Origin of the sequence: Planctomicrobium mucosum (assembly GCF_051466335.1) — a bacterium.
GTDB lineage: Bacteria > Planctomycetota > Planctomycetia > Planctomycetales > Planctomycetaceae > Planctomicrobium.
This window is the reverse complement of the sequence record NZ_CP195793.1, coordinates 1584741-1608644: the sequence shown is the minus strand read 5'-3', so window position 1 is coordinate 1608644 and position 23904 is coordinate 1584741. Positions and strand designations below refer to the sequence as shown.

Below are 23904 nucleotides of genomic sequence, written 5' to 3'. Positions count from 1 at the left end.
CATGATGAAAAAACGGTCCTTGAACCGTGATCACTGTCATTCAATCCCGACGTGATGGCCGTCACGTCAATCGCTGTTGAATGTAGTCGTTCACAAAAGCAAACGCTCTCTCCTCCTGCTCACCGGCGGTCTTATCAACGATCACAGCGAGGCGCGCCATTTCCTGTCTGATATTTGCAGCCTCAACGAGATGCAGCCGAGTAGCCAGAATCGCTGCTTCGAGCACCGCGTGTTTCGCTCGATTAAAGCCCCAGAAATCGCGAATGACTCCGGAGTTCACTACCCGGGTCGCAATCTCGGTCCGCATTTGTGAATCGTCAATCGAAACGACTTCGAACTCATACCAGCGACATGCGTTCACAATGACGCTGCCATCAATGCACTCAGCTACGTGGAATGGCGGAAGCTCTTTCAGCTCTCCGAGTGCTGCTCGGGCGATCATCTCCACATCGTCGGTGACGTGAAATACACCACAGCGAGTCGCAGCGAGATTCGAATACGTCGTCGATGTCTGAAACGGTCGAAAATGGAAGGATGTCAGCTCGCGATCAACGATCGGCCCCATCGGAGCAACGTTCGTCGCCCCATCTGCATTTCTGGTAGTGCACAATCCTTCGAGAATCATTTTCGAACTCCAGTCACAGCTCATGGAATCGAGCTGGCTCCAAAAGCAATTCGGGAAAAGTGATCATAACGTGATCGACTTTTCCCGAATGCGGATTACTGACTCAAACTACTTTGCGATACTCCATCGAAGGTAAGCCTCGATAAAGGGATTGAGATCCCCATCGAGAACTTCGAACGGATTGCTCTGCTTGAGTTCGGTTCGATCGTCTTTGACAAACTGCTGAGGTTGCAGCACGTAGTGGCGGATGGTTTGGCCACCGAAGCCAATCTTTGACTTCTCACCACGGCGAGCAGCGACTGCCTGCTCCTCTTTCTCCTGTGCCAGCTGATAGAGCTTCGCGAGCAACATTTTCCGTGCGAGCGCACGATTCTGATGCTGACTTCGCTCATTCTGACACTGCACGACAACACCACTTGGAAAGTGAGTCAGCCGAATTGCGGAACTGGTCTTGTTGACCTTCTGTCCTCCAGCCCCGCCGGCTCTGAAGACGTCTTCCCGCACTTCTTTTCCCGACTCCCAATCGATTTCAATATCGCCGGTATCCCCCGCATCGGGAGTAACGTCTACCGCGGCGAATGCAGTATGACGTCGTCCAGCGGAATCGAACGGGCTGATGCGAATCAACCGATGATTCCCGGTCTCACCCTTGAGATACCCGAATGCGTAATCCCCTTTGACGAGTAAGGTCGCATTCCGGATTCCGGCTTCTTCACCCTCGGAAAGGTCGATCTCTTCCGCTTCAAATCCATTTTTCTCACACCACTTCAGATACATGTTGATCAGCATCTGAGCGAAGTCAGCGGAGTCGGTGCCCCCTTCTCCAGCCTGCACTGTGAGATAGGCATTCCCGGCATCTTCCGGGTTCTTCATGCTGGCCTGCAATTCGGCCGCATCCAGCTTTTTATACAAATCTTCAACTGCAGCCCGAACTTCACCAAGGGTCCCCTCGGATTCATCCTCTGCAGCGAACTCGATCAACACGTCCAGATCTTCCATCCCGGAGGATAGGTCGGACAGCGGCTTGATTACCGCCTTGATGCGACGCATCTCGGAAATCAGCTCTTGTGCCTTCTCCTGGTTATCCCAGAAGTTCGGCGCAGACATCACTTCATCGATTTCAAGGATTCTCTTTTGCTTGTCAGCGTAGTCAAAGAGAGTCCTTCAGCTGAAGAATGCGCTCTGTCAAATTCTGTAACTGTTCGCGAAGTTCACTATCCATGGCAACACTTTATGCGGTTGTTTCGGGTGGAAAAGTTGTAGTTTAGAGCAAACCGAATGGAAATGGGCAGGCGAGCCGGTCATTTCCTCTTCCGAATGTGGGTTTCGGCCGGGTGAAACGTTGTAAACCCAATCAGTCCAACACTCAAGAATAAGAACCGGACTACGTCGCATAAAAACGGCCGAGACTTCCGGGCAGGAAATCTCGGCCGCGTTGAACGCCTGCTACAAATCCCCTCGGAAAGAGGATCTGTGTTAAGGTTTTGCCTTCAACTCGATCACGCTGACACCGTCAGCAGCAGTCGAAAATGGCACCTTGAACTGCTGGCTCCCGAATCGACACAGCCCACCAGTTCCATCTGAACAGTACTGATACTCCACTGTGACGACGAGTTTACCTGCGGTGGCAGTGTCTCTTAAATTGAATTCAAAGGTTGCAGTATCGTCCCCCTTTTCGGCTTTGTGACGCTGATCAAGCACACCGTCTGCGAAAGCTGCTTTTCCATCGGCACTCTGCAGCTTGTAAATGACAGGAGCCAGTTGATTCAGCTTGTCTCCCGCAGGAAGCTCAAATGCGACTGTCACTGTCACAGGTTGACCGGCGGCCAATTTGACCCCCGAAAGCTCTTCACTCTTCCCATCGAAAGTCTGCTCCTTCGGAGCGACAGGCGGCGGCGGAGTTAAACCTGCGATTGCGAGAACTACCGTTTCTTTGGTCGACAGATTGGTCTTCAGAACCCGATGATTGTTGGTGTCAGCGATGAACAGGAATTCGCCAGCAGCGCTCAGTCCCGCCGGCTCTTTCATTTCCACCGGATCAAGCCCATCTCCAGCATTCCCGGTTCCCAACCAGGTTTCCGAAGTCTGTTCGACCGGATCGACAATCTTCACTTTGTCGTTGTACGTATCAACGACATACAGCTTGCCATTATGGAAAGTGCATCCGATCGGATGCTGCATTCGAACTTCTTCGTTCTTCCCGTCGATATCCCCGAATTCAAACAGTGACCGACCTTGCGGGAAGTCGCGAGGACCAACAACAGTTTTGACAGAGCCGGAGCCAGCTACGTCGATCTTACGAATGGCAGATCCTTCGCTATCGACGATGTACAAGAACTTCCCATCCGTGACGATGTCGGATGGCTGAGCCAATGCTGCGTTCTTCAGATTACCGTCAATGATGTCTTCTCGACCACTTCCCACAAACGGAACGATCGTCTGGGAGCCAAGCTTATGGCGCCAGATCTGATGCGGCCCTGCCATCGCCACATAGAGGTAGCCTTTGAACTCAAGCAACGCCCAGGGACTGTTCAACGATCCCGACTTGATATTGATTGGTGTTCCATTGGGAGCCCGTGTCTGCATCTGCTTTCCGGTACCCATTAACGTCGAAACCGTCTGAGCCTTCAGATCGACGGTGCGGATCATGTGGTTTTCAGTATCCGCAACGTAAAGGGTGTCTCCAATCAAAGTCACCCCTTGCGGATGATCAAACGACGCCTCCTCGTAGGTTCCATCGTCGTGGCCCATCGATCCGTTTCCGATGATCGACTGCAACTCTCCATCGAGCGAAGTGATAACGATGCGGTTGTGGTTGCTGTCCGTAATAAACAAACGCCCGCCTGCTTCGTCTGCCAGAATTTTACCGGGATAACGCAGCGGAGTGGGATCAACCTTGGCTCGCTCCAGATTGAATTTGACCGGGGTCTCATCCAGCGTCTTCTTAGCACGATGGAATGCGATCATTTTTGTGAAGACCTGATCCAGAAGTTCCCGATTCCCTTCTCCGGCCACTTTCCCGACGAAGTTCCCTTCCGGATCGATGACCACAAACGATGGCCAGCTACTGAACTCATATTTTCGAGCAACGGCCATGTTTGAATCGTTCAATACCGGATGCTCGATCTCATATCTCATAATCGCATCACGAATGTTCTCACTCTCTTTTTCATTCTCGAACTTCGCGGAATGAACGCCGATCACGACCAATTCATTGGGATATTTCTGTTCCAGATACTTCAGATCTGGCAACACGTGGATGCAATTGATACAGCAGTAAGTCCAGAAATCGAGAAGCACGATCTTTCCGCGAAGATCCTGCAGGCTGATAGGCCCGGAAGTATTCAGCCACTCCGTCCCACCATCCAAGCTGGGCGCGGGGAATCGACCGGGGAACGGATTCTCGCCCGCTGATTCCTTGTTGTCGGCTTGTGCAAATCCCATTGAAGGAATCGCCAATTGAAAAGCCGACCATGCGACAAGTAGACACAGTACGCGGGAAAACGACGCCGTCCATACCTCGACACGACTCATAAAAGACGCTCCTTGTTTTGCCTGGCCCATGCACCTGCATTGAAACGATGCGGTCTGGCAGTCGTTGAGAACAAAATCTCTTGATAAGATCTTACGAAACTCAATGCATCGAGACTACTCACCCGGTAATCTCCCCACTTGGACAGCTGAAGGAGCCGGACTGACGACGCTCGCAAGTTCACCACATCCCGGCAACTTCGCCAACGGGAGGTATTGAGAGTCAAATCATCGAGTGGCGTGGAAATGATCTCTCATGAGTGACAATTCGAATCAGGTAGCGGGCTGAAGTGTCTTTATTCGCTCCTCAATTCCTTTATCATATCGACGAAATCGGGCATCCATTGATCACCCCGAGTGCACACTCTGCCTTCTACTGAAATATCCATGTCTCAAGACGTTGCTCTCACTCACTTTGACGCCTCGGGCGCTGCACGCATGGTGTCGGTGGTCGAAAAGCCAGTGACGGCACGGATGGCACGGGCTCAAGCAACCGTGCAAATGCAGCCAGCCACCCTGCAACGAATTCTCCAGCGCCAACTCTCTAAAGGAGACGTTTGCGAGATCGCGAGACTCGCGGGGATCATGGCGACCAAACGAACGGCAGAACTGATTCCCCTTTGTCATCCGATCAGCCTGGATGGGGTTGAAGTCTCCATCACTCCCGCCGGTGAGACGTTGCTCATCATCGAATCGTGCGTTCGAACTGATGCAAAAACCGGGGTGGAAATGGAAGCACTCACGTCCGTAACCGTCGCAGCATTGACGATTTACGACATGTGCAAATCGATCGACCGGGGTATGAAAATTCTCGAAACGAAGTTAATCGAGAAACTTGGTGGAAAAAGCGGTCATTTTATTCGTGAAGTTGAAAACGAGAACGCGGTTTGAGTGCTGCAGCACACCCGCGTAGTCCAAAGGCGAGATATGGCAAGGTTGCAAAACGTCAGTGAACTTCTTGAGCAGACAGACGCTGTGCTCGGGGATGCGCTTCAGGACGTCGATCATCGATTTGAACAGGAACTTGCCAGTGATAACCCGTTTGTTCGGGATATCAACGAACACACACAACGGTTTCGTGGTAAACGTCTCCGCCCTCTGCTCTGCCTCCTGACAGCGAAAGCGGTGCGGGATATCACCGAATCGCATCGCATTCTAGCTGCTGTACTTGAGATGATTCATACAGCCACGCTGATTCACGATGACATTCTAGATGATGCAGAAATTCGGCGGCATGTTGCCACAGTGCATGTCCGCTGGAGCAACCAGACCAGCGTCCTTTACGGAGACTACCTCTTCACCCACGCGTTTCATCTGGCAGCATCGACCAACAGCGCAGAAGCGTGCCGACTCATCGGTCGCGCGACCAATCGAGTCTGCGAAGGAGAGTTGATGCAGACACGCAACCGTGGAAACCTTCAGCTGACCGAAGATGAGTATTTCACCATCATCAATGGAAAAACGGCTGAGCTGTGTGCTGCGTCCTGTGAAATCGGTGCCCGCTTCGCCGATGGGAGTGACGAGATTGTCGCCTCTCTGGAAAGCTACGGACGCAACCTCGGGAAGGCATTTCAGATTGCCGATGATGTGCTCGACCTCATTGGAGTCGAAACATCAATCGGAAAATCTCTCGGATCAGACCTCAGTCAGCAGAAGCTGACTCTTCCCATCATTCGATTATTGAACTCCAGCCCGGCTCCGCAGCGAGAACGTTTGCTCGCGTTGCTTGAGAGCGGCGGCGAGGAAGACTGCATGGAAATCCTGAGGATTGCTCGCGAAAGCGGTGTTATTGATGACGCAATTCAGACGGCCCGAGAATTTGCAGAAGCTGCTCAGCAGAACCTGAGCGTGCTTCCTGACTCGCCAGCCAAGCGAGTCCTCATGCAGCTTCCATCCATGTCTATTGACCGCAGTTGCTAGTCGTGATTCAAATAATTTAAGACAAATCAGCAACGGCAGTCTGCTTGCCTTATCTTTCAGTTCGATCTAAAGACATCCCCTTGAGCAATCTGTCCGCATCTGAATTGCACTCAACTCACGCCGACCGGTTGCGGTATCAGCACGCAATTCAGGAAATCTACCAGCAACTCAATTACGAGCGATCTCCAGATTCCGCGAAGAACCTGAATGACTTCCGGCTGGTCAATATGCAAGATCTGCTACTGGGACTGAACCAGCCGCAGCTTTCTGTTCCAACGGTGCACATCGCTGGCACGAAAGGGAAAGGCTCGACGGCGACAATGGTCGCCCGCATTGCACAATCTGCAGGCTATCGAGTCGGGTTATTTACTTCCCCGCACATCAATGCGTTCGAAGAGCGTTTCACCGTGAATGGCCATGCTGCGACTCACAGGCAGGTGGCTGATCTCTTCGAGAAATTACGATCCGTCTGCGATCGGTTAAAAGCGAGACCAGAAGGTTTTCATCCCACCTTCTTCGAACTCGCCACCGCGATGGGCTGGCTGCACTTTGCTGAACAACAGGTCGATTTAGCTGTCATTGAAGTGGGACTCGGTGGTCGCCTGGACACCACAAATGTCTGCCAGCCACTCGTAACGGCGATCACCAGCATCAGTCGCGATCACACCCGCTTGCTTGGAGAAACGCTCGCTGAAATCGCGAGGGAAAAGGCGGGGATCATTAAACAGGGGATTCCGGTCGTCTCGGCAGTTATCGATGAAAGTGCCAATGAGGCGATCGCTCAGAGCGCCTCTCAATTCGGGGCGACTCAATACCGTCTTTCACACGAATTCCAGATTCGATCAACCCAACTCCAGCGAGTGGAATCGACGGAGATTCCCTGTTACAGCTTTGATTTTCATGGCCTCGGAGAAGATTTCTTCAACGTCGAGCTGTCGCTGGCTGGCGAGCATCAAACCCGTAACGCAGCGGTCGCGACAGCGGTCTCACTTTTGTTGCGCAGGTGCGACTACGAGATCACCGAAGAAGCGATTCGCACTGGACTGCGAGAGGCATCACTGCCGCTGCGAGTTGAAGTCATCAGCCGGCACCCGACGACGATCGTCGATGCCGCTCACAACCCAGCATCGATCGCTGCACTGTGCGACACACTTAATGGAGTGAATTTCGAGCGAAGGATTCTCCTCTTCGCCAGTTCGAGCGACAAAGAAGCGGATGCGATGCTCCGCATTCTCGATGGCTCAATGGACGAAATCTACCTGACTCGGTTCACGAACAATCCGCGTTCCATTGAACTCGAAGAGCTAAAGAAGCTTGCCGACCAAAATCTGACCAAGCCGTGGAGGCTGTTTGGGACGATTGAAGAAGCAATTGAAGCAGCCCGCGGAGTCGCCCACTCCCGAGACTTGATCTGCATCACGGGGTCATTCTTTCTGGCTGCTGAAGCCCGATCGCTGCTCACAAAAAATCCCGAGACGACGTAGTTCGCCTCGGGATTGAGTCGTGTTTGTGCTGCCTCCGACCGTTACTGTTTTCTGGGAATGAACCTCCGCAGAAACTGTAAGCTCTCCTTGAGAGCCAGGCGGCGACCGTCGAGCGAGTTCTCGTAATCACGATCTTCGACTTCCACGCAGACATGGCCGTGGTAGCCCACTTCAGTCAGTGTCTGGAAGAAGCCTTGCCAGTTCACCTCACCTCGGCCGGGTAATTTTCCATGCGACCATAGCCCCGGCAGTCCCATGACTCCCACATCGTTGAGTGCCTGACGATCGATGTACATGTCCTTGGCATGAACATGAAACAACTTCTTTGCAAACTCTTTTAACGGTGTCACTTCATCCATCTGCATCCAGACGAGATGGCTCGGATCGTAGTTCAATCCAAAGTGATCGCTGGGAATCTCGGAAAACATCCGACGCCAGATCGCAGGACTGGAAGCAAGGTTCTTCCCGCCCGGCCACTCATCCTTCGTGAAGATCATGGGGCAATTTTCAATCCCAATGTACACCCCGTTCTCTTCAGCGAGTTTCACGATTGGCTTCCAGACCGTCTCGAAATTCTCGAAATTCTCGTCGACGCTCTTCTTCCAGTCTCGCCCAATGAACGTGTTCATGCGGGTGATCCCCAATTGGGAGCAGGCTTCAATCACAACTTTGACGTGTGCGGCCGCTGCATGAGCTTCAGATTCGTCATTGGAGAGAGGATTCCCATAATAACCGAGACCGCTGATCTGGACGCCACTCTCGTCGACTTGCTGGCGAATCTGCTGAATCGACTCGGCATTCAAGGTCGTCACATCAATATGAGTGACACCGGCATAGCGGCGGGACGCCTTTCCGACCGGCCAGCACATCAGTTCGACGGAATCGTAATCGAGTTCTCGGGCCGCCTGCAGAGTTTCTGCGAGATTCAGATCGAAGAGAATGGAACTGACGAAACCAAGTTGCATCGACTCAGTCTCCATGGCTACGCTCCCGAAGGAACTGTCCGATGAAATAGTGAATCGATACAGAATAGCTTTTCAGCGAGAGCTTTTCCAAAGTGTCAGAAGTGGAACAGGCTTCGGGGCCGGCATATCGACGAGAGAGAAGTTCGGCTCAACTGTCCGTCCAGATAGGACGTTCATAGGTGTAATCGATTCGTTCATCGACGCTGGTACTTCGGCATCCCGCGTTCGGCAAGAAAGCAGCACTCAGCATCGCAATCATGACGAGCAACTTAAGCTTCTGGCCGAGCATTCCCTTGCCCCTTGATTGCGAAGATGCGAAATAGCGTGGAGTCGTCCTAACTCAGCAAGACCTCACCAGAGGATCGTCTCACTGGCAAGCACCGATTGATAAAAACTCTTCACGAAAAAACAACCCGCACAATCAAACCACTTTACTGAACCCTCAGCAACAGAACCTCCCAGCATGGGCTCCAAACCCTTGCTGAGAGGTCAGTTAAAATGAATCTTCGACTCCGCAATCAAAGGTGTGAAAGGGATTTAGGAAACTGCCTGAGGATCCAGTTCTGCTGAGAGCGGGAAAGATCCTCCCATCCGAGCAGTTCATAAAGGTCTCTTCGCTTTTCGAGTTTTTCTTCGCTCGCTTGCTGGGATTTCAAATATTGGTTGAGATCCAAGAGTGCCTGACCATAATTTTTGAGCCGTCGCTCATGCCGAATCTTGAGCAGTTGGTAACTCGGCGCGTTCGTATCGCCCCATGATGTGAGCGCCTGATAGGTGGCCTCGAACGCTTCATTCAGAGCGTCCTGATCCTCGATCGGGTGCTTTTCGACCACTTCGGGCAATTCCTGATAGGCGAGTGCGCGAGCCTTACGCGACAGCGCATCGACGAGATCTCGCTTCTCAGCTTCCCGTTCCTTTTTCTCTACGATTTCTTCCGGCGTCGTTGCGTTTCGCTTCTTGCCAAAGAATCGTTCCAGCTGTTCTTCATCGACCCTGGAAATGACTTCATCGGCAGCGGCAATCACATCGGCCAGCCGTTCTTCACGAGAATCGTTATCGAGCAGATGCAGCCGCGTCACTCGTGCTTCTCGATTCTCGGAATCCTGCTCCAGAATTTTTCCGTAGAGCTGATTGATGGCCTCCTCCTGTGCAGGCCAGACTTGAGCCTTGAGAGTCGACATCCAGAAATTCAACTGGGCCTTGTCCAAATCCGGCTCGCTCGAATGATGTTCAGACTTGGTCGACTCCGCTTCGCTTCCAGTTCCCCCAGAATAGAAACCTGTGACAGGGACACCCGTAACTCTGGAGTTGGTGAGGTAAAGCATTCCCGAAAGCTGATCGCCCGATGCCATCTCTTTCGGGAAGTTCGAGTCGAGAGGCAACCGCAAATAAAACTGGGATATCATTCCATTGAAGAGTGTCGTTTCGCCGACATCCGATTCCCCGAGCAGACTCTCGGCGAGATTCGACGACACCGGAATTTTGATCGATTCGGAAAGGTTGCGTTTGACAGCCACGCTGAGCTCTTCGAACAATTCCAGCTCCGATCGGTCCGTATCCCGCAACAGAACAACAACCGTGTAGGTCCCTTTTTTGAGATGAAATGATTCAGGGCGAAAATCGTCGGAGTGAATCACCTGTTGATTTTGATCGATGACAAAGACCTGAAGTGAATCAATCGGAGAGTCGTACAGCAACTCCTCAAAAGCGGGAACGGAAACAGTGACTTGTCCATCTGCGACCTGTTCGAGGCGATAGTCCAATCTCAGTTCTGTTGTTCTCAATGAATCCCACAAACCATCCCTGAATTCGTCAAGCTGTTCATAATTACTGGAAACGGGAGCAAGCCCCTGAGTCCACGACGTGAGTGAGCAGGATGGCTGAAGTCGTTCTGTTCCAAGGTTTGCAGATGCGACGACCGGAAACGCTTCTCCACGAGAGGAGAGAGCAATTCGGGAAGCATCAGACTGGATTCCTGAGAACGACACTTCGAGTTGCAAACTTGCCTCCCCGCGGCTTTCCCACCACTGTGCCACACAGACTTCCAGCGTCCGACCGGGAATCACCGGAATCATGCGATCCACTTCACGTCCATCGACGAGGCTCGCCCGGAATTCCGATTCAGTCGACGTAAATGCTCGTCCGGGGACAATCTGGAGAGCGTGTATATTGTAGACCGTCGGGGCGCTCCCACCGTTCTGCTTGAGCCGAATCTTCGCGGTTGTAGCGCCGGCAGGAACGGAGATGAAACGACGATTGACACTTCCGATTGAGGAGTCAAATTCAGCCTCAAAACGGAATTCTTCGTCTACATCTTCAGATTTGATTACTGTGACAGGGACTCGGAACAGCGGGCCGCGTTCTGGATGCTCGGCATCGAGCCCGACAATTTCTGCCACATGCAAACCCGGTTCCAGATCGATGGGGTCCACCGTGATCGGAAAACTCTCACCCCCGCTATTCAGCAGCAGAAAATCTCCACATTGAACCCAGTCAGCAGATGAAACAAGGCGAACAGGAAGCTCGAATCCTAACTTGATTTCTGTGGAAACGCTGCGGGCAAAGTATGGCGAGATACTGACATTCGAAGACAACACTCGACTCACCTGACTCTTCTCTCGAAGCAAAACACCTCGCCCGGTCACTGGTCCGGAAACAGAAACTTCGAGTTCGACGTGCTGAGCCGCTGCGGCCTGCCATTCGGAATGGTGTTCAAACGCCCGGTCAATCTGAACGAGTCCGGGACCTTGCGCGAGTTCCTCAATTCCATCGAGTCTTTCGGCGGTCGCCTGCAAACTTCGCAACACAGAAATCGGCGAGTAAGTCTGTTCTGACTGTTTGAGAGCAGAGAGCATCAACGCGATATTTCCGCAGGCATTCGGGGACGCCATGGATGTTCCGTTCATTTGAGCGAACGGGCTCAGAGAGTAATTAGGAATGGAAGCAAATGCTCCGCCCGGTGCAAAGAGATCGACTCCCGTGTCGCCATCGACTGTCGGCCCCCGTGAAGTCCATGTGTAAGCCTGTCCCTCGCCATGATTTTTCAGCGCGTATTCCGCTTCCATCATGGCGGGTGACACGTACGCTCCCACGCCGATGACTGCAGATGTGGTTCCGCCCGGTGAGCCAACGGTGGTCAGCGCAGGACCGTTATTTCCTGCCGCTGCGACAAAGATGACACCGTGTTCACGAACAATTTCGTTAAATTTCTCAATCACCGCCCCGTGATTCGCGATCCCGGATGCTTCGCCGTAGCTCATGTTGATCATGTCGCATCGATTCTGAAGCGTTGCCCGCAACCCGCGAACCAATGCCGTCCCGGATTCCATACTCCCCATGCGGCCATCCCCGATTTTGACGGAGATAATCTGGACTCCAGGAGCGAGTCCATTTCGTTCTGGTCGCTGTTCGTCGTAGGCTGCCACAATTCCAGCAACGTGCGTTCCGTGATCACCACTCGTCGTGACGATCGAAAGGATGTGACCTTCTTCGTAAATGTTCACCGAGAAGTTCATCAGCGACTGCTGCCCGAAAGAAGCATGTTGATGTTCGATCGAGTAATTTCCGAGAACGACTTCATCCCCTAGGTCCCCGTTCTCATTGGTATCGATCACAGCGCGCCACTGCTCACCATCGTGAAACACGACACAGTCATAAACCGGGCCAGGATCATCGAAAGAGTCGAGAGCCTCTTGAAGGGCTTTCAGACGGGATTCGAGTTCTGCCTTTGAAATTTCGCCCTCTTCTTCAGACTTGGTTTCGCCCCGCTTGAGTTGATCACGAAGCGAGACGATGCGTCCCTGCTGCGTTCGTGTGATTTCATCTTTCCGTTCCTTCTTCAGACGGGAAACGAGTTCCTCTGGGAAGATGTCGTATCCCGCTTTCATACCGAGGAAGTAATTCCCTGACGGATTCTTGAAATCCGCCCCCACCTTCAGACTGCGCCCGGTGAGCCCCTTGAGTTCGCCATCGACCGCCTCATGGTTTGGAGTCATCGCAACATCCCCATCCCCGGTCGCGTCGACCAGATCGAGAATCTTCAACTCACCCTGAGGTGTCGTCTGAAGTCCGGGCGCGGCGGGATCAACACCGGTATCGAAGATCGCAACAATGATGCCGCGACCATCAGATTCCGGATGCGATTCAAGAAAACGCATTGCGCCGGTTTCTGATTTGGGAAGAATCCCCTCTGTGGGGAATCCCGATTCGACTTCCCAGTGGGGTTCGCCGGCTAATACGAGAGTCGACAACGACAAAGCAAACAGAAACGCGATTCGACTGATCATTGAGTTGCTTCTGAAAACACTGAAATCCGGACGATCGTCACTGAACATGAGGCGGCGAATGTGTTCAGGAACGAGTCCTCAGCCACCACACGCCTGCCACAATGTACCCCTTAAAATCCAACAATTCTCCCCAAACAACGCATTCACCCAAAACTCCGGTCACTTTTTTCGTATTGCTGATCCCATTCGGCACGTCTCCTTCTATGATTTGACGACCACATCCAGCTCAATTAACACAATCCGTACAGACTCACCCCTCGTTCAATTCACTCAATCAAAATAGGTCGGCGGCTTGATCGATTTTTCAATGATTCAGCAGTACATCCCCGGTTGGGTGGTTCTTGTTTTTCTGGTGGTGGAGCGCGCGTTCGCCGCCGCCGCGGTCATGCATGCGGTGATGAAGAAACGAGAAACTCAAAGCGTCATTGGTTGGGTCGGCCTGATCTGGCTCTCTCCAGTCATCGGATCGTTTCTGTATCTCTGTTTCGGAATCAATCGTATCCAGCGCAAGGGGGAAAAGATCCAGAGGAAGATGGATCTTCGGTTCCGACAGCTCCTCAAAGAAGGGCAGTTTCTCGACACGAGCATCACTCGCAAGGAGTTGCCGTACGAAGGGCGGCTCGACGAGGTCGTCACAAGCGCGACAGGCAAACCACTTGTCGGTGGAAACAACGTCACGGTGCTAAATGGAGGGGAGACAGCTTACCCTTCCATGATCGCAGCCATCGAAACAGCCCAGAAATCCGTGGCTCTCTCGTCTTATATTTTCGACAATGACGCTGCCGGTAGAGATTTCGTTAAGGCCCTCTCAGCTGCCAAGAGTCGGGGAGTGGAAGTCCGAGTCCTTGTCGACGCCATCGGGGCGAGATACTCCCGCCCGTCGATCATGACAGCATTAGCTGAAGCTGGGATCCAATCGGCCCGTTTCCTCCCAACGCTCGGACCTCGATTGCTGACGTATGCCAATCTTCGAAATCATCGAAAGCTCTTGATCGTCGATGGCCTGGTCGGGTTTACGGGAGGAATGAATATCCGCGCCTCCTGCAGTACCGATTACGACACCTCCCATCAGGTCAAAGATGTTCACTTCCGGTTCGAAGGTCCCGTCGTCAGTCACCTCCAAGAAGCCTTCGTGACGGACTGGCTGTTTACGACCAAGGAGAAGCTCTACAGCGGGACATGGTTTAGCGTTCCGGAACGAACCGGCGACGTCCGCGCGCGTGGGATTCCTGACGGTCCGGACAGTACGTTAGATTCCATCCGCTTAACGATGCTGGGAGCAATCAGCGTTGCGAGACACCGCATCAAAATTCTGACTCCTTACTTCCTCCCTGACGAAACGATCATCAGCGCACTGAACATCGCGGCAATGCGAGGAGTCAAAGTTCAGATCGTGATTCCCGAGGTCAACAACATCAAACCGGTTCAGTGGGCGTCGGCAGATCCACTCATGCGGGTATTGAAACGAGGTTGCAGGGTCTATCTCACCCCGGAACCATTCGATCACACGAAGGTGATGCTTGTCGATGATTGCTGGTCACTCGTCGGCTCGAGCAACTGGGACCCCAGGAGTCTTCGATTGAATTTCGAGTTCAATGTCGAATGTTACGACTGCTCATTGAATGCAGAGCTCTTTGAAATCACCGAGAAGAGAATCGAATCTGCCAAGCGTCTCCGGATGGAAGACCTGACGAACCGGCCCTTTCTGATTCGCTTGAGAGACGGAATCGCTCGGCTGGCAACACCCTATCTTTAAGCCAGCAAACAATATCAAACAACACGACCATTCTATCCAAAAAAACCTTCCACTCGTCGTTAACATTGCATTTTCGGTTCATTACTTCAAAATGTATCGATTTCGCCCCTGCCCCTGACTCACTCTGCTTTCCCGCCCTTCTTACCTTAATGCCTCGCAGGTAAGTGATGCCTTCAACACTCGCCCACCACGTGTCTCGTCGTCCCTATTGCGGTCGACTCCTTTCCGTGATCATATGTGGATGGCTCTTGTCCATCTGCTTGACCACGAAGATTTCTCGCGCGGACGAGACGTCGCTGAGCTACGAACGGGACATTCGTCCGATCTTTCGTGCGCACTGCTTCGACTGCCATGGCGCCACGGACATCGTGGAAGGGAACTTGGACCTGCGTCTTGTCCACCTGATGGAAAAAGGGGGTGACAGTGGCCCGGGTCTCGTCAAAGGCAACTTAGATGAGGGGATGATCCTCGAACGGATCCGCTCTGGTGAAATGCCTCCCGGTGCAAGTAAGTTGACTCCGGAAGAACTGCAGAAGCTGGAAGCCTGGGTCGCAGCAGGCGCACCTACAATCCGACCTGAACCAGAAACGATTGGGCCCGGACTCCCGCTCACACCAGAGGAGCGAGAGTGGTGGTCTTTTCAACCACTCAACAAGCCCGCGATTCCAGCCTTAAAGGATAAAAAGCGGATTCGCACTCCGATCGACTCCTTCCTTCAGGCAGCGATGCCACAGGGATTGAAGTTCTCGCCTGACGCAGATCGTCGGCAATTGATGTTGCGAGCAAGCTTCGATTTGACAGGCCTTCCACCGACGCCAGAACAAATGCAACGGTTTACTTCCGCAGCGACCGAGAAAGCTGCGGAACGGGCTTATGAAAAGCTGATCAACGAGCTTCTTGAATCGCCTCATTACGGCGAACGCTGGGGACGCCACTGGCTGGATGTCTCCGGATATGCGGATTCAGATGGACGCACAACTGCTGATGCCGTCCGCCCCTGGGCCTACAAATACCGTGATTATGTCATTCAGTCGTTCAACGAAAACAAGCCTTTCGATCGCTTCCTGCATGAACAACTGGCCGGGGATGAACTCGCTGGCCCTAAGCAGGGAGATTACACACCAGAACAAATCTCGCTTTTGACTGCCACAGGCTTTCTTCGAATGGGAGCGGATGGGACTGGTAGCGGCGACAACAGCGAAGAAGCTCGCAACTTCGTCATTGCAGACACGCTTCAGATCGTCAGCACCTCCTTGCTCGGATTGACAGTGGCATGTGCACAGTGCCACGACCACAGATACGACCCAATCTCGCACACCGATTACTTTGCGTTGCGAGCGGTTTTTGAACCCTCCCTCAACTACAAGGATTGGCGTACTCCTCAGCAGCGAAACGTTCTGCTTTACACCCAATCCGATTTCGAAGCCGCAGCCAAAATTGAAGAAGAGGCTGCTGCGGTTCTTGCGAAGAAAGCCGAGAAGCTCGAAACCTATCTGGCTGCTGCTCTCGATATTGAACTCGCCAAGTACGAAGAGCCATTAAGAGAAGCGCTGAGGGTCGCATACAAAACTCCAGCCGGGGAACGCACCGAAGAACAGAAAGCGATTCTCAGCCAAAACCCCAGCGTCAACATCAACGCTGGAAACTTGTACCAGTACAACCAGGCTCACGCCGACGATCTGAAAGCAGACGATGCCAAGGCAGAAGAAATTCGGGCTCGCAAACCAGCTGAAATCTATCTTCAGGCACTGACAGAGCCCGCCGGAGAAATCCCCAACACACATCTGTTCTATCGTGGAGATTATCGACAGCCGAAGCAGGTCGTTGAGCCAGCAGCACCGATGGTCCTCACCCCTGAAAACGAGTTGGTTTCATTCACTACTCCTCCGGAAAAGGTGGCCACCAGCGGTCGCCGTCTGGCATTCGCTCACTGGCTCACCAGTCGAGAAAACCCCATTACAGCCCGCGTGCTCGTCAATCGGATCTGGATGCACCATTTCGGCCGCGGCTTGGTCGACACTCCAGCCGACTTTGGTCGACTCGGCGCTCAACCAACACATCCAGAACTTCTCGATTGGCTCGCCGTCGACTTCATGGAAAGCGGATGGGACCTGAAGAAGCTGCACCGCAAGATCATGTTATCCACGGCGTACCGCCAATCCTCGCGCCGTGACCCGGCTCAAGTCGCAATTGATGATTCGAACCGGTTTTATGGACGCCAGAATGTCATTCGACTCGACGCTGAGGTTCTCAGGGACCGTGTCCTTGCCGTGACAGGACAACTCGACCGCACGATTTTTGGACCATCGATTCCTGTGCGTGAAGACGATGATGGACAGGTCGTCGTTGATGGCGACCTGCAACGACGCAGTATTTACATCCAGCAACGTCGCAGCATGCCAATCTCGATGCTTCAGGCATTCGATGCGCCGGTCATGACTGTGAACTGTGAGAAGCGCCCTTCTTCAACCGTCGCAACTCAATCACTGATGCTGATGAACAGCCCGTTCACACTCTCCCAGTCGGTGGCAATGGTGAACCGGATCATGACCGATACTCCCCCGCTACTGACAGATAAAGTTCGCCGTGAACTTCCACTCATCCTGCCACCACCACAGCCGACATGGCAATACGGATACGGCGGGCTGGACGACTCTGGGAAGGTCCAATTCACTCCGTTTGCTTTGTATAAGGATGGTCTCTGGAGAGTCAGCGATAATATGCCTGATCCGACAATCGGCTGGGCACAATTAAACGCGTTCGGCGGACATGCTGGCGATACTCAACTGACGAGCCCCATCAGGCGATGGGTTGCTGCCAGTCGCGGGAAGGTCTCCATCACCGGGAAGCTGAATCACTCGAGTCCGAATGGAGACGGAGTTCACTCCCGAGTCGTTTCCTCTCGCTCCGGGGTCGCCGGTGAATGGATCGCACACAATCAGGAAGTTGAAACCAATGTGACTGAAATCATCGTCGAGGCGGGTGACACCATTGATCTGGTGACTGATCGCCGGGAATCGACCGATACCGACTCGTTCACATGGATCGTTTCCATCGCGTTGCAAATGGAAGATGGATCGACAATTTCCACAAACTCACAGGAAGCCTTTGGCGGGCCAGACACTCAATCATTCCAGATTCAGCCAGACAAAGTCGCACGGGCGTGGGAACTGGCGTATTGTCGCCCTCCGAAAACTGATGAGCTGCAATTATCAGTGAAGTTCATCAATGAGCAGATTCGCGAAATGCAACTTCGTCCTCGTGAGCTCCCAGCAGGAACCTCAATCACGCAACAGGCGCTGGCAGACTTGTGTCAGGTCCTCCTGACATCCAACGAGTTTTTGTACATCGAGTAGCTCTCCGATCTGTTCATTTCCACTGTCAGCAAATCTGCCATCAAATCTGAAAACAATCGGAAACTCATTACGACTTCGTAAGCGGAGTCGTCCCTGTCCAGCCGACAGGAATTTCACGAAAGATGTGGATCATGGAACCCATTTTGAATCGACGTCAGTTGCTCTCTAACAGTGCCATGGGCGTTGGCGGCGTTGCTCTGGCATGGTTGCTGAGCCAGGAAAAACTGCTGGCAAACCCGAGCAAACTCTCTCACAACACGCAGAATCAGACTCTCGCCCGACGCGAACCGCACTTTCCCGCTCAAGCGAAGGCGATGATTTCGCTCTTTCAGCATGGCGGACCATCTCACATGGACCTCATGGATCCCAAGCCAGAACTCAGCCGCCTGAGCGGGACTGATTACGCTGGCGAGATTCATTACAGCTTCGTCAATCGGGCGAGCAAGAAGCTGTTGGGATCACCTTGGAAATTTCAGAAGCATGGTCAATGCGGCACTGAGATCTCTGAACTGCTACCGCACCTTGCAGAGATTGTTGATGATGTCTGCGTGGTTCGTTCCATGCACACCGGAGCCAATGGACACGAGGTTTCCATCCGTTATTTCCACGGCGGTATTCCCGGTGTTCTCGGGCGACCGACATTAGGGTCCTGGCTTGTCTATGGGCTCGGTTCCGAGAGCCAGAATCTGCCCGCTTACATGGTGCTGACCGACCCATCCGGGTTGCCGGTCGACGGGGTGACGAACTGGTCAAATGGATTCATGCCTCCCCTCTTCCAGGGAACTGTCCTGCGTCCCAAAGAACCACGAATTCTCAATCTGGACGCACCATCGCACCTCAGAGGAAATCTTCAGGCTCAGAATCTGGAACTCCTCCGTACACTGAACCGTCGGCATCTGGAAAGAAACCCGGGCGAAGCTGATCTCGAAGCCCGCATCGCCAGCTATGAACTCGCAGCCAGCATGCAGACATCTGCACAAGAGGCGCTCGATCTGACCAAAGAGACCAAAGAGACTCATGAAATGTATGGTCTCGATCAGCCCGAAACTCGCGATTATGGGGCTCGATGTCTCATTGCCCGACGGCTTGTTGAACGAGGAGTCCGATTCGTTCAACTCTTCCACGGTGGCCAACCATGGGATAACCATACGAATATCCTGGGTGGGCTTCCTAATATCTGCCGAAAAACAGACAAACCATCAGCGGCTCTGGTCAAAGACCTGAAGCAACGTGGACTGCTCGATTCCACGATCGTTCACTGGGGCGGAGAAATTGGCCGGCTTCCTGTTACCGAAGAAGATGGTCAAGGAACGCCGGGGCGCGACCACAACGGGCAAGGCTTCAGCATCTGGATGGCTGGAGGCGGAATCAAAGGGGGAGCGACCTACGGTGAAACCGACGAGTTCGGCCACCACGTCGCCAAGGACCGCGTCACGCCAAACGATTTCCAGGCGACGCTCCTCCATCAGTTCGGGCTCGATTACCGCGAACTCCTTTACAAGTACAATGGCCAGGAACAGATGATCACGAACAAGCGCGATGCTCAAATCGTGACTGGCATTCTGAACCAGCCAAGCAGATTGAGCTAATGAGTTCCCTCAGTCCAATGACACGATTGTCCCCGTTTCAAATCTCCGGCCGGAGGTACGGTTCAATCGTGTATGTCGTTGGCAAATCCGACGGTCGATATGCAACGGGTAACGTCGTCGCGTTCAATCGATCAATGACCGATTGATGAAGAACGGGAACGATTTCCTCTTCCTTCGCTCCGTCCGCTGCCCCGGTACGCTTCGAGGTCACACAAAGTCTTTTGACTTCTCGATGTCGAAAGAAATTTGGCCAGTGCCAAACTTTACTGGAAGTGGCTTTATGAAAGCGACGCATCGGGACGAACTCAGCGAGTTTCCAGCGTCCGATGAGAGAATTGTGCAGCGTGCCAAGCGCATCGGGGGGCAACTTCCCCTTGGCACCCGTCAACCGCTCTCTCGCGAGATCCGGATCGAGAAGAAGTTGATGTGAGACTGCCTCGTGAAGCATCCACTCAAGCGAGATCTTGGAGAGTGTTCCATCCTTCTCCGGGTAGCCACCTCCAACGTCGCCGTGACTTCCCGCGAACCAGACCTCTTTAAAAGATTGCTCTCCCGCCTCTTCCTTCGACGCTCGTTTTTCATCCGTTCTGAACAGGTTCGGTCGAAAGAAACCTCGTCGTTCATCAATCGCAACAGCGTGACGAATGTGGTCGATGGACGGATTGTTCGCTGTATGCGGAACCGTTTTTAAGTCACCGAACCAGCCGAAAGAACTGACGGTGTCCCAGACTCCGATAAAATGGACTCGAACGGGGCCCTCTCTGCAAAACACTTTTCGGAATCGTTTGCCTCCTTGAAATTGTCGGGAGACTTCGCCGGGAACTCCCTCCCCGCTGTAGATTCCCCAAGCGAGTTCACGCAGGTGATGGAGTTCGGGGCGAAGCAATCCCAGAAAATGGATCATTCCCGCCAGAGCCCGAACGGTGTAGGCGCCTCGACTGAATCCAAACAAGTAGATCCGATCGCCATCCTGGTAGTTCTCGACCAGAAACTGATAAGCGTCGATGACATTCACGCCCACCGTCGCACCGATCGCTGCATCGAGCCACCGAGACAACCTTCGAACTCGACTGGATGGTCCGCCTGAACTGGCAATCGTGCCGACACCGCTGTCGTAGAAGCAGATCTGTGTTTCATTCCGGACAAGCGACCGGTACGCTCGCAGAACGTTCGTACCGTCACCCGAGACTTCGTTCGTCGTTCCGTCGCAGCAGACCACGAGATTTCTGCTCATCATGCACATCCATGCTGGCATTGACTGGGAGTCGCAAGAATGAAAACAAAACAGGTTCATTCCAGTCCAAGACATCTTACGAATCGATTTCTCTTCGCAAGATGCCTTTGTCGAAAATCCGCCAGTTCTCCACAAGGTCAACCACTGCCGAACCGGAGAGAATCTCATCCGGCACTGCGCAGCGTCAGATAGAGGATCCTTCCGCTGCACTGACCTGCTACTGCTGCTGCAATAACTTTTCAATGACCGGTTGCAGTGCGCGTGCCTGTCGGTCCATGCCGATATCATTTGGATGGACGCCGTCGACGGTTCCTTCTTCGTCGTCGCCGAGAAGATCAGTTCCAGAAACGAAATGAAGTCCAGCCACGCCGCTTTCGATCAGTGACTGAACGACCTCTTCCTGAGATTTCGTTGCTCGAGTCGGATGCTGTTCATTTCGGATGTGAGACTGGCCCACGAAGAGAATTGGGGTCTCAGGATGAGCGCCCCGAATTGCCTTGACCAAAAGTGGGACCTTCACCTGGTACTGTTGAGGGTCGTCACCAATGTTCCAGATACAGTCAACGACAAACAGGGCTGGATCGAGTTCAGCGAGGATTTCCCCGGTCGGTGGCTCCATTCGGCCATTCCCTGAGAACCCGAGGTTGATCATCGGGCGATCCAGCAACCGGCCCAGAATGGAGGTCCAAATTAGGCCGGGACGTGATGCACATCCCCCCTGAACAATCGAAGTCCCATAGACCAGCACCGGCTTCGCCAAGGATTCCGGGCGAGGGCTTGGTTTCGCAAGTTGTGATCCCGCAGCGACCCCAATTTCCAACGATTTTGTCCCATTGTATGTGGGGAGATAAAGCAGACATTCCCGATTTGGTCGGGCACCATCCACAAAATCCATTGTCGCGACATTAGAATCGGCCACATGCGGACGTCCGTTCGCAACAAAGCTCCACTTACCATCTTTCGTGCGGGTGTACAGGTCGACTCCGCTCACGCCTGTAGCTGGCATGTGCGGCATAGCGAGTTCACCTTTGGTCACCGACCAACGCACCTTCACAGAGGACGCATCTGTCTGGAACCGGATGCAGATCCCCGCGCTGTCGCGGCTGAGATTCCATACTGATTCACTCACTTTTCCCTTAGCGGAATCTGGCAGACGGACGAATGGACTCGAGGTGTCCGCCCATCCCATCCCTTCAATCTCAAATTCGCCTGCCTGACGCCATTCAACATCCTGTGCGATCGCAATTGAATTTGCCAAAAATACGAAAAGGAATGCTGCACACATTCCTCCTAAAAATCTTTCTGAAACCATTTCATCAACCTCCGGACAACCATGACACTCAGTCGTTGATCACTGCCATTCAGAGCAAGAAGTGAACTGAGGCAGGACTGCTGAATTCCAGAACATTGTTGTCAATGGTCTGATCAGGAGCAAACCACGGAGCGAGGCTTCAGGTTCGATAGCAGGACAAGCAGAAACATATTATTATACGAAAATAGATTCACCGCATTCTGAGCCGAGCCAATAAGATGTCTACAGCAGCTCCGAAGTTCCAAATTACACCTGATCAAACATCTCTGAACGAACTCGGGCGAGATTTGCGTTTTCACCCAACGCAAAACACTCGTCCTGTCGCTCTCACGTGTGAGCAGATCGAGGGGTTCAATCAGCTGGGATTCGTCAAGCCAGTCACGATTTTCACTCCCACGGAAATCGCTGAAATTCGTTCTTATTTCGACGACCTGCTGCAACGCGTTGTCGCAGAAGGTGGCAACAGCTACTCCATCAGTTCTGCTCACCTGAAATATGGCAAGGTCCATGACATCCTGACCGACCGTCGCATCGTCGACTGCGTCAGCGATCTCCTCGGCGAAAATGTCATCGGTTGGGGTTCCCACTTCTTCTGCAAGATGCCGCACGATGGAAAGGCTGTCGCCTGGCACCAGGACGCCAGCTACTGGCCGCTCTCTCCATCGAAAAACGTAACAGTCTGGCTTGCGGTCGATGACGCTGACCGCGAAAACGCCTGCATGAAATTCATCGCCGGCTCACATCACGTTGGGCATCTGACCTTTCGGGAAAGCACTCCAGAAGAACACAACGTTCTCAACCAAACGGTCGAAAACCCGGAGCAATATGGAGAGGTAGTCTACGACGAATTGAAAGCGGGGCAGATCTCATTGCACTCGGACCTGCTCCTCCACGGTTCGGAAGCGAACGAGAGTGATCGACGTCGCTGCGGACTCACGATTCGCTACGCCGCAGCCGACGTAAGAGCAGCTATGGACTGGAACAAAAAAGGTGTCTGGGTACGCGGCGGGGACAACGCGAATCACTGGTCGAATATCTCACGACCTACTTCCGACTAATGACGTGTTTCAGGTGAGCGCTGACCTACCGGCAGCCCCGATCTTTCAGCCTGTCATTCAGATTGAGACTGCTCAGCTGCAAGCCTCTTCAGAGCGATTTGTAGCGGACAATTTTCGAAATCGATTTTTGCTCCACTCCGGTAACGCTCCAAAAGCGTTCTGGAGTGAGTAGCGAGAATTCGGCGCACTTCGCGGCGTTTCCCTTTGATGCGGGGAATCGGCATATTGTCGTACCCAGTTGTTTGATGACGCAACCAGGCGATCACCGCTGACTCTGCTCGCTGTTCGATCGGAATTCGTTCTGTGCGGGCCACTGTGCCACTCCCGACCGGCGTCGCCAGATCCGTGACCGCAGTCGCAAGTTGTTCGCACTGGTCCCGGTAGAGAGGAGCAAAGTTCAGAAAGCTCAAGACGGCTCCACGGAAATCTTCGACATACTCACTCTGCTTTTTCTCTCGCCGAACTGCATTCGAAGCCTGTCGTTTTGCAAATGCAGGAGTCGATCGTTCCGCCTCAAGCTGCTGTCGAATTGCTTCAATCCGCTCGACTGGAGCCCAGATTCCCAGTGAGAAAATCTTTCGCCCTTTTTTCTTCTGGGCCGCCCAAGTAGGTCCCGCGGCTTTCACTCTGCGAGTCAATGCTGCATCACCCGGGGGGAGAACAATCCATCCTTCCGGGACAGCGAGAAATTCCCCATTGGGCAGGATGACCGTTTTATCATTCGGACCGGGGGTAACGATTCTGTTTTGATCAGGCATGTTCAATCGCTGAGCTGCTTCGACGTTGTC

At 53.2% G+C, this 23904-nt stretch carries 16 protein-coding genes; 7 read left to right on the top strand and 9 right to left on the bottom strand.

Annotated features, from left to right (window positions below; genetic code table 11):
* Nucleotides 1–61 precede the first annotated feature (61 nt).
* The 3 genes from SH668x_RS06630 to SH668x_RS06620 form a co-directional block, all read right to left on the bottom strand.
* Nucleotides 62–625, bottom strand: coding sequence for a DUF447 domain-containing protein (locus tag SH668x_RS06630; RefSeq protein ID WP_437187913.1), 564 nt, complete (start codon nucleotides 623–625; stop codon nucleotides 62–64).
* Nucleotides 626–733: 108 nt separating this feature from the next.
* A protein-coding gene (gene prfB, locus SH668x_RS06625; protein WP_437187912.1) for a peptide chain release factor 2 occupies nucleotides 734–1847 on the bottom strand; the annotation gives its coding sequence in 2 pieces (ribosomal slippage) (nucleotides 734–1777 and nucleotides 1779–1847; 1113 coding nt in all).
* A gap of 254 nt (nucleotides 1848–2101) precedes the next feature.
* Complete coding sequence (locus SH668x_RS06620; RefSeq protein WP_437187911.1) at nucleotides 2102–4159, bottom strand: thioredoxin-like domain-containing protein; 2058 nt, start codon at nucleotides 4157–4159, stop codon at nucleotides 2102–2104.
* A 384-nt stretch (nucleotides 4160–4543) separates the two neighbouring features.
* On the opposite strand from SH668x_RS06620, the gene moaC reads away from it, so the two are divergent.
* The 3 genes from moaC to SH668x_RS06605 all read left to right on the top strand — a co-directional run bounded on the left by moaC (nucleotide 4544) and on the right by SH668x_RS06605 (nucleotide 7560).
* Nucleotides 4544–5047 (top strand): cyclic pyranopterin monophosphate synthase MoaC, encoded by a 504-nt coding sequence (gene moaC / locus SH668x_RS06615; RefSeq protein ID WP_437187910.1) that lies wholly within the window; start codon nucleotides 4544–4546, stop codon nucleotides 5045–5047.
* A 36-nt stretch (nucleotides 5048–5083) separates the two neighbouring features.
* Nucleotides 5084–6076, top strand: a complete 993-nt coding sequence (locus SH668x_RS06610; protein WP_437187909.1) for a polyprenyl synthetase family protein — start codon at nucleotides 5084–5086, stop codon at nucleotides 6074–6076.
* Nucleotides 6077–6156: 80 nt separating this feature from the next.
* Nucleotides 6157–7560 carry a bifunctional folylpolyglutamate synthase/dihydrofolate synthase gene (locus SH668x_RS06605; RefSeq protein ID WP_437187908.1) on the top strand — a complete coding sequence of 468 codons (1404 nt, stop codon included), beginning with the start codon at nucleotides 6157–6159 and terminating at the stop codon, nucleotides 7558–7560.
* Between the two features lie 41 nt (nucleotides 7561–7601).
* Here the strand turns inward: SH668x_RS06605 and SH668x_RS06600 are convergent, their stop codons facing one another.
* The 3 genes from SH668x_RS06600 to SH668x_RS06590 form a co-directional block, all read right to left on the bottom strand.
* Entirely contained in the window at nucleotides 7602–8525 is a 924-nt protein-coding gene (locus SH668x_RS06600) for a sugar phosphate isomerase/epimerase family protein (RefSeq protein WP_437187907.1), read from the bottom strand.
* Nucleotides 8526–8673: 148 nt separating this feature from the next.
* Nucleotides 8674–8814: a hypothetical protein gene (locus SH668x_RS06595; protein ID WP_437187906.1), complete on the bottom strand. Its 141-nt coding sequence runs from the start codon at nucleotides 8812–8814 to the stop codon at nucleotides 8674–8676.
* 229 nt (nucleotides 8815–9043) lie between these two features.
* Nucleotides 9044–12811 (bottom strand): S8 family serine peptidase, encoded by a 3768-nt coding sequence (locus SH668x_RS06590; RefSeq protein WP_437187905.1) that lies wholly within the window; start codon nucleotides 12809–12811, stop codon nucleotides 9044–9046.
* Nucleotides 12812–13118: 307 nt separating this feature from the next.
* Here SH668x_RS06590 and cls point away from each other — a divergent pair, with 307 nt between their 5' ends.
* From cls to SH668x_RS06575, 3 genes are all read left to right on the top strand, one after another.
* Nucleotides 13119–14567: a cardiolipin synthase gene (gene cls / locus SH668x_RS06585; RefSeq protein ID WP_437187904.1), complete on the top strand. Its 1449-nt coding sequence runs from the start codon at nucleotides 13119–13121 to the stop codon at nucleotides 14565–14567.
* Nucleotides 14568–14815: 248 nt separating this feature from the next.
* Nucleotides 14816–17923, top strand: coding sequence for a PSD1 and planctomycete cytochrome C domain-containing protein (locus SH668x_RS06580; RefSeq protein ID WP_437187903.1), 3108 nt, complete (start codon nucleotides 14816–14818; stop codon nucleotides 17921–17923).
* Nucleotides 17924–18045: 122 nt separating this feature from the next.
* Nucleotides 18046–19512: a DUF1501 domain-containing protein gene (locus tag SH668x_RS06575; RefSeq protein ID WP_437187902.1), complete on the top strand. Its 1467-nt coding sequence runs from the start codon at nucleotides 18046–18048 to the stop codon at nucleotides 19510–19512.
* A 37-nt stretch (nucleotides 19513–19549) separates the two neighbouring features.
* On the opposite strand, the gene SH668x_RS06570 is transcribed toward SH668x_RS06575, so the two are convergent.
* Together SH668x_RS06570 and SH668x_RS06565 are read right to left on the bottom strand one after the other, a co-directional pair.
* Nucleotides 19550–20749, bottom strand: a complete 1200-nt coding sequence (locus tag SH668x_RS06570; protein ID WP_437187901.1) for a T6SS phospholipase effector Tle1-like catalytic domain-containing protein — start codon at nucleotides 20747–20749, stop codon at nucleotides 19550–19552.
* 214 nt (nucleotides 20750–20963) lie between these two features.
* Nucleotides 20964–22058 (bottom strand): SGNH/GDSL hydrolase family protein, encoded by a 1095-nt coding sequence (locus tag SH668x_RS06565; protein ID WP_437187900.1) that lies wholly within the window; start codon nucleotides 22056–22058, stop codon nucleotides 20964–20966.
* A gap of 218 nt (nucleotides 22059–22276) precedes the next feature.
* Between SH668x_RS06565 and SH668x_RS06560 the strand changes: the two genes are divergently transcribed.
* On the top strand, nucleotides 22277–23116 hold the full coding sequence (locus tag SH668x_RS06560) for a phytanoyl-CoA dioxygenase family protein (RefSeq protein WP_437187899.1): 840 nt from the start codon (nucleotides 22277–22279) through the stop codon (nucleotides 23114–23116).
* A gap of 53 nt (nucleotides 23117–23169) precedes the next feature.
* Here the strand turns inward: SH668x_RS06560 and SH668x_RS06555 are convergent, their stop codons facing one another.
* A complete protein-coding gene (locus SH668x_RS06555) occupies nucleotides 23170–23874 on the bottom strand; it encodes a DUF2293 domain-containing protein (protein ID WP_437187898.1) in 705 nt (234 codons plus the stop codon).
* Nucleotides 23875–23904 lie beyond the last annotated feature (30 nt).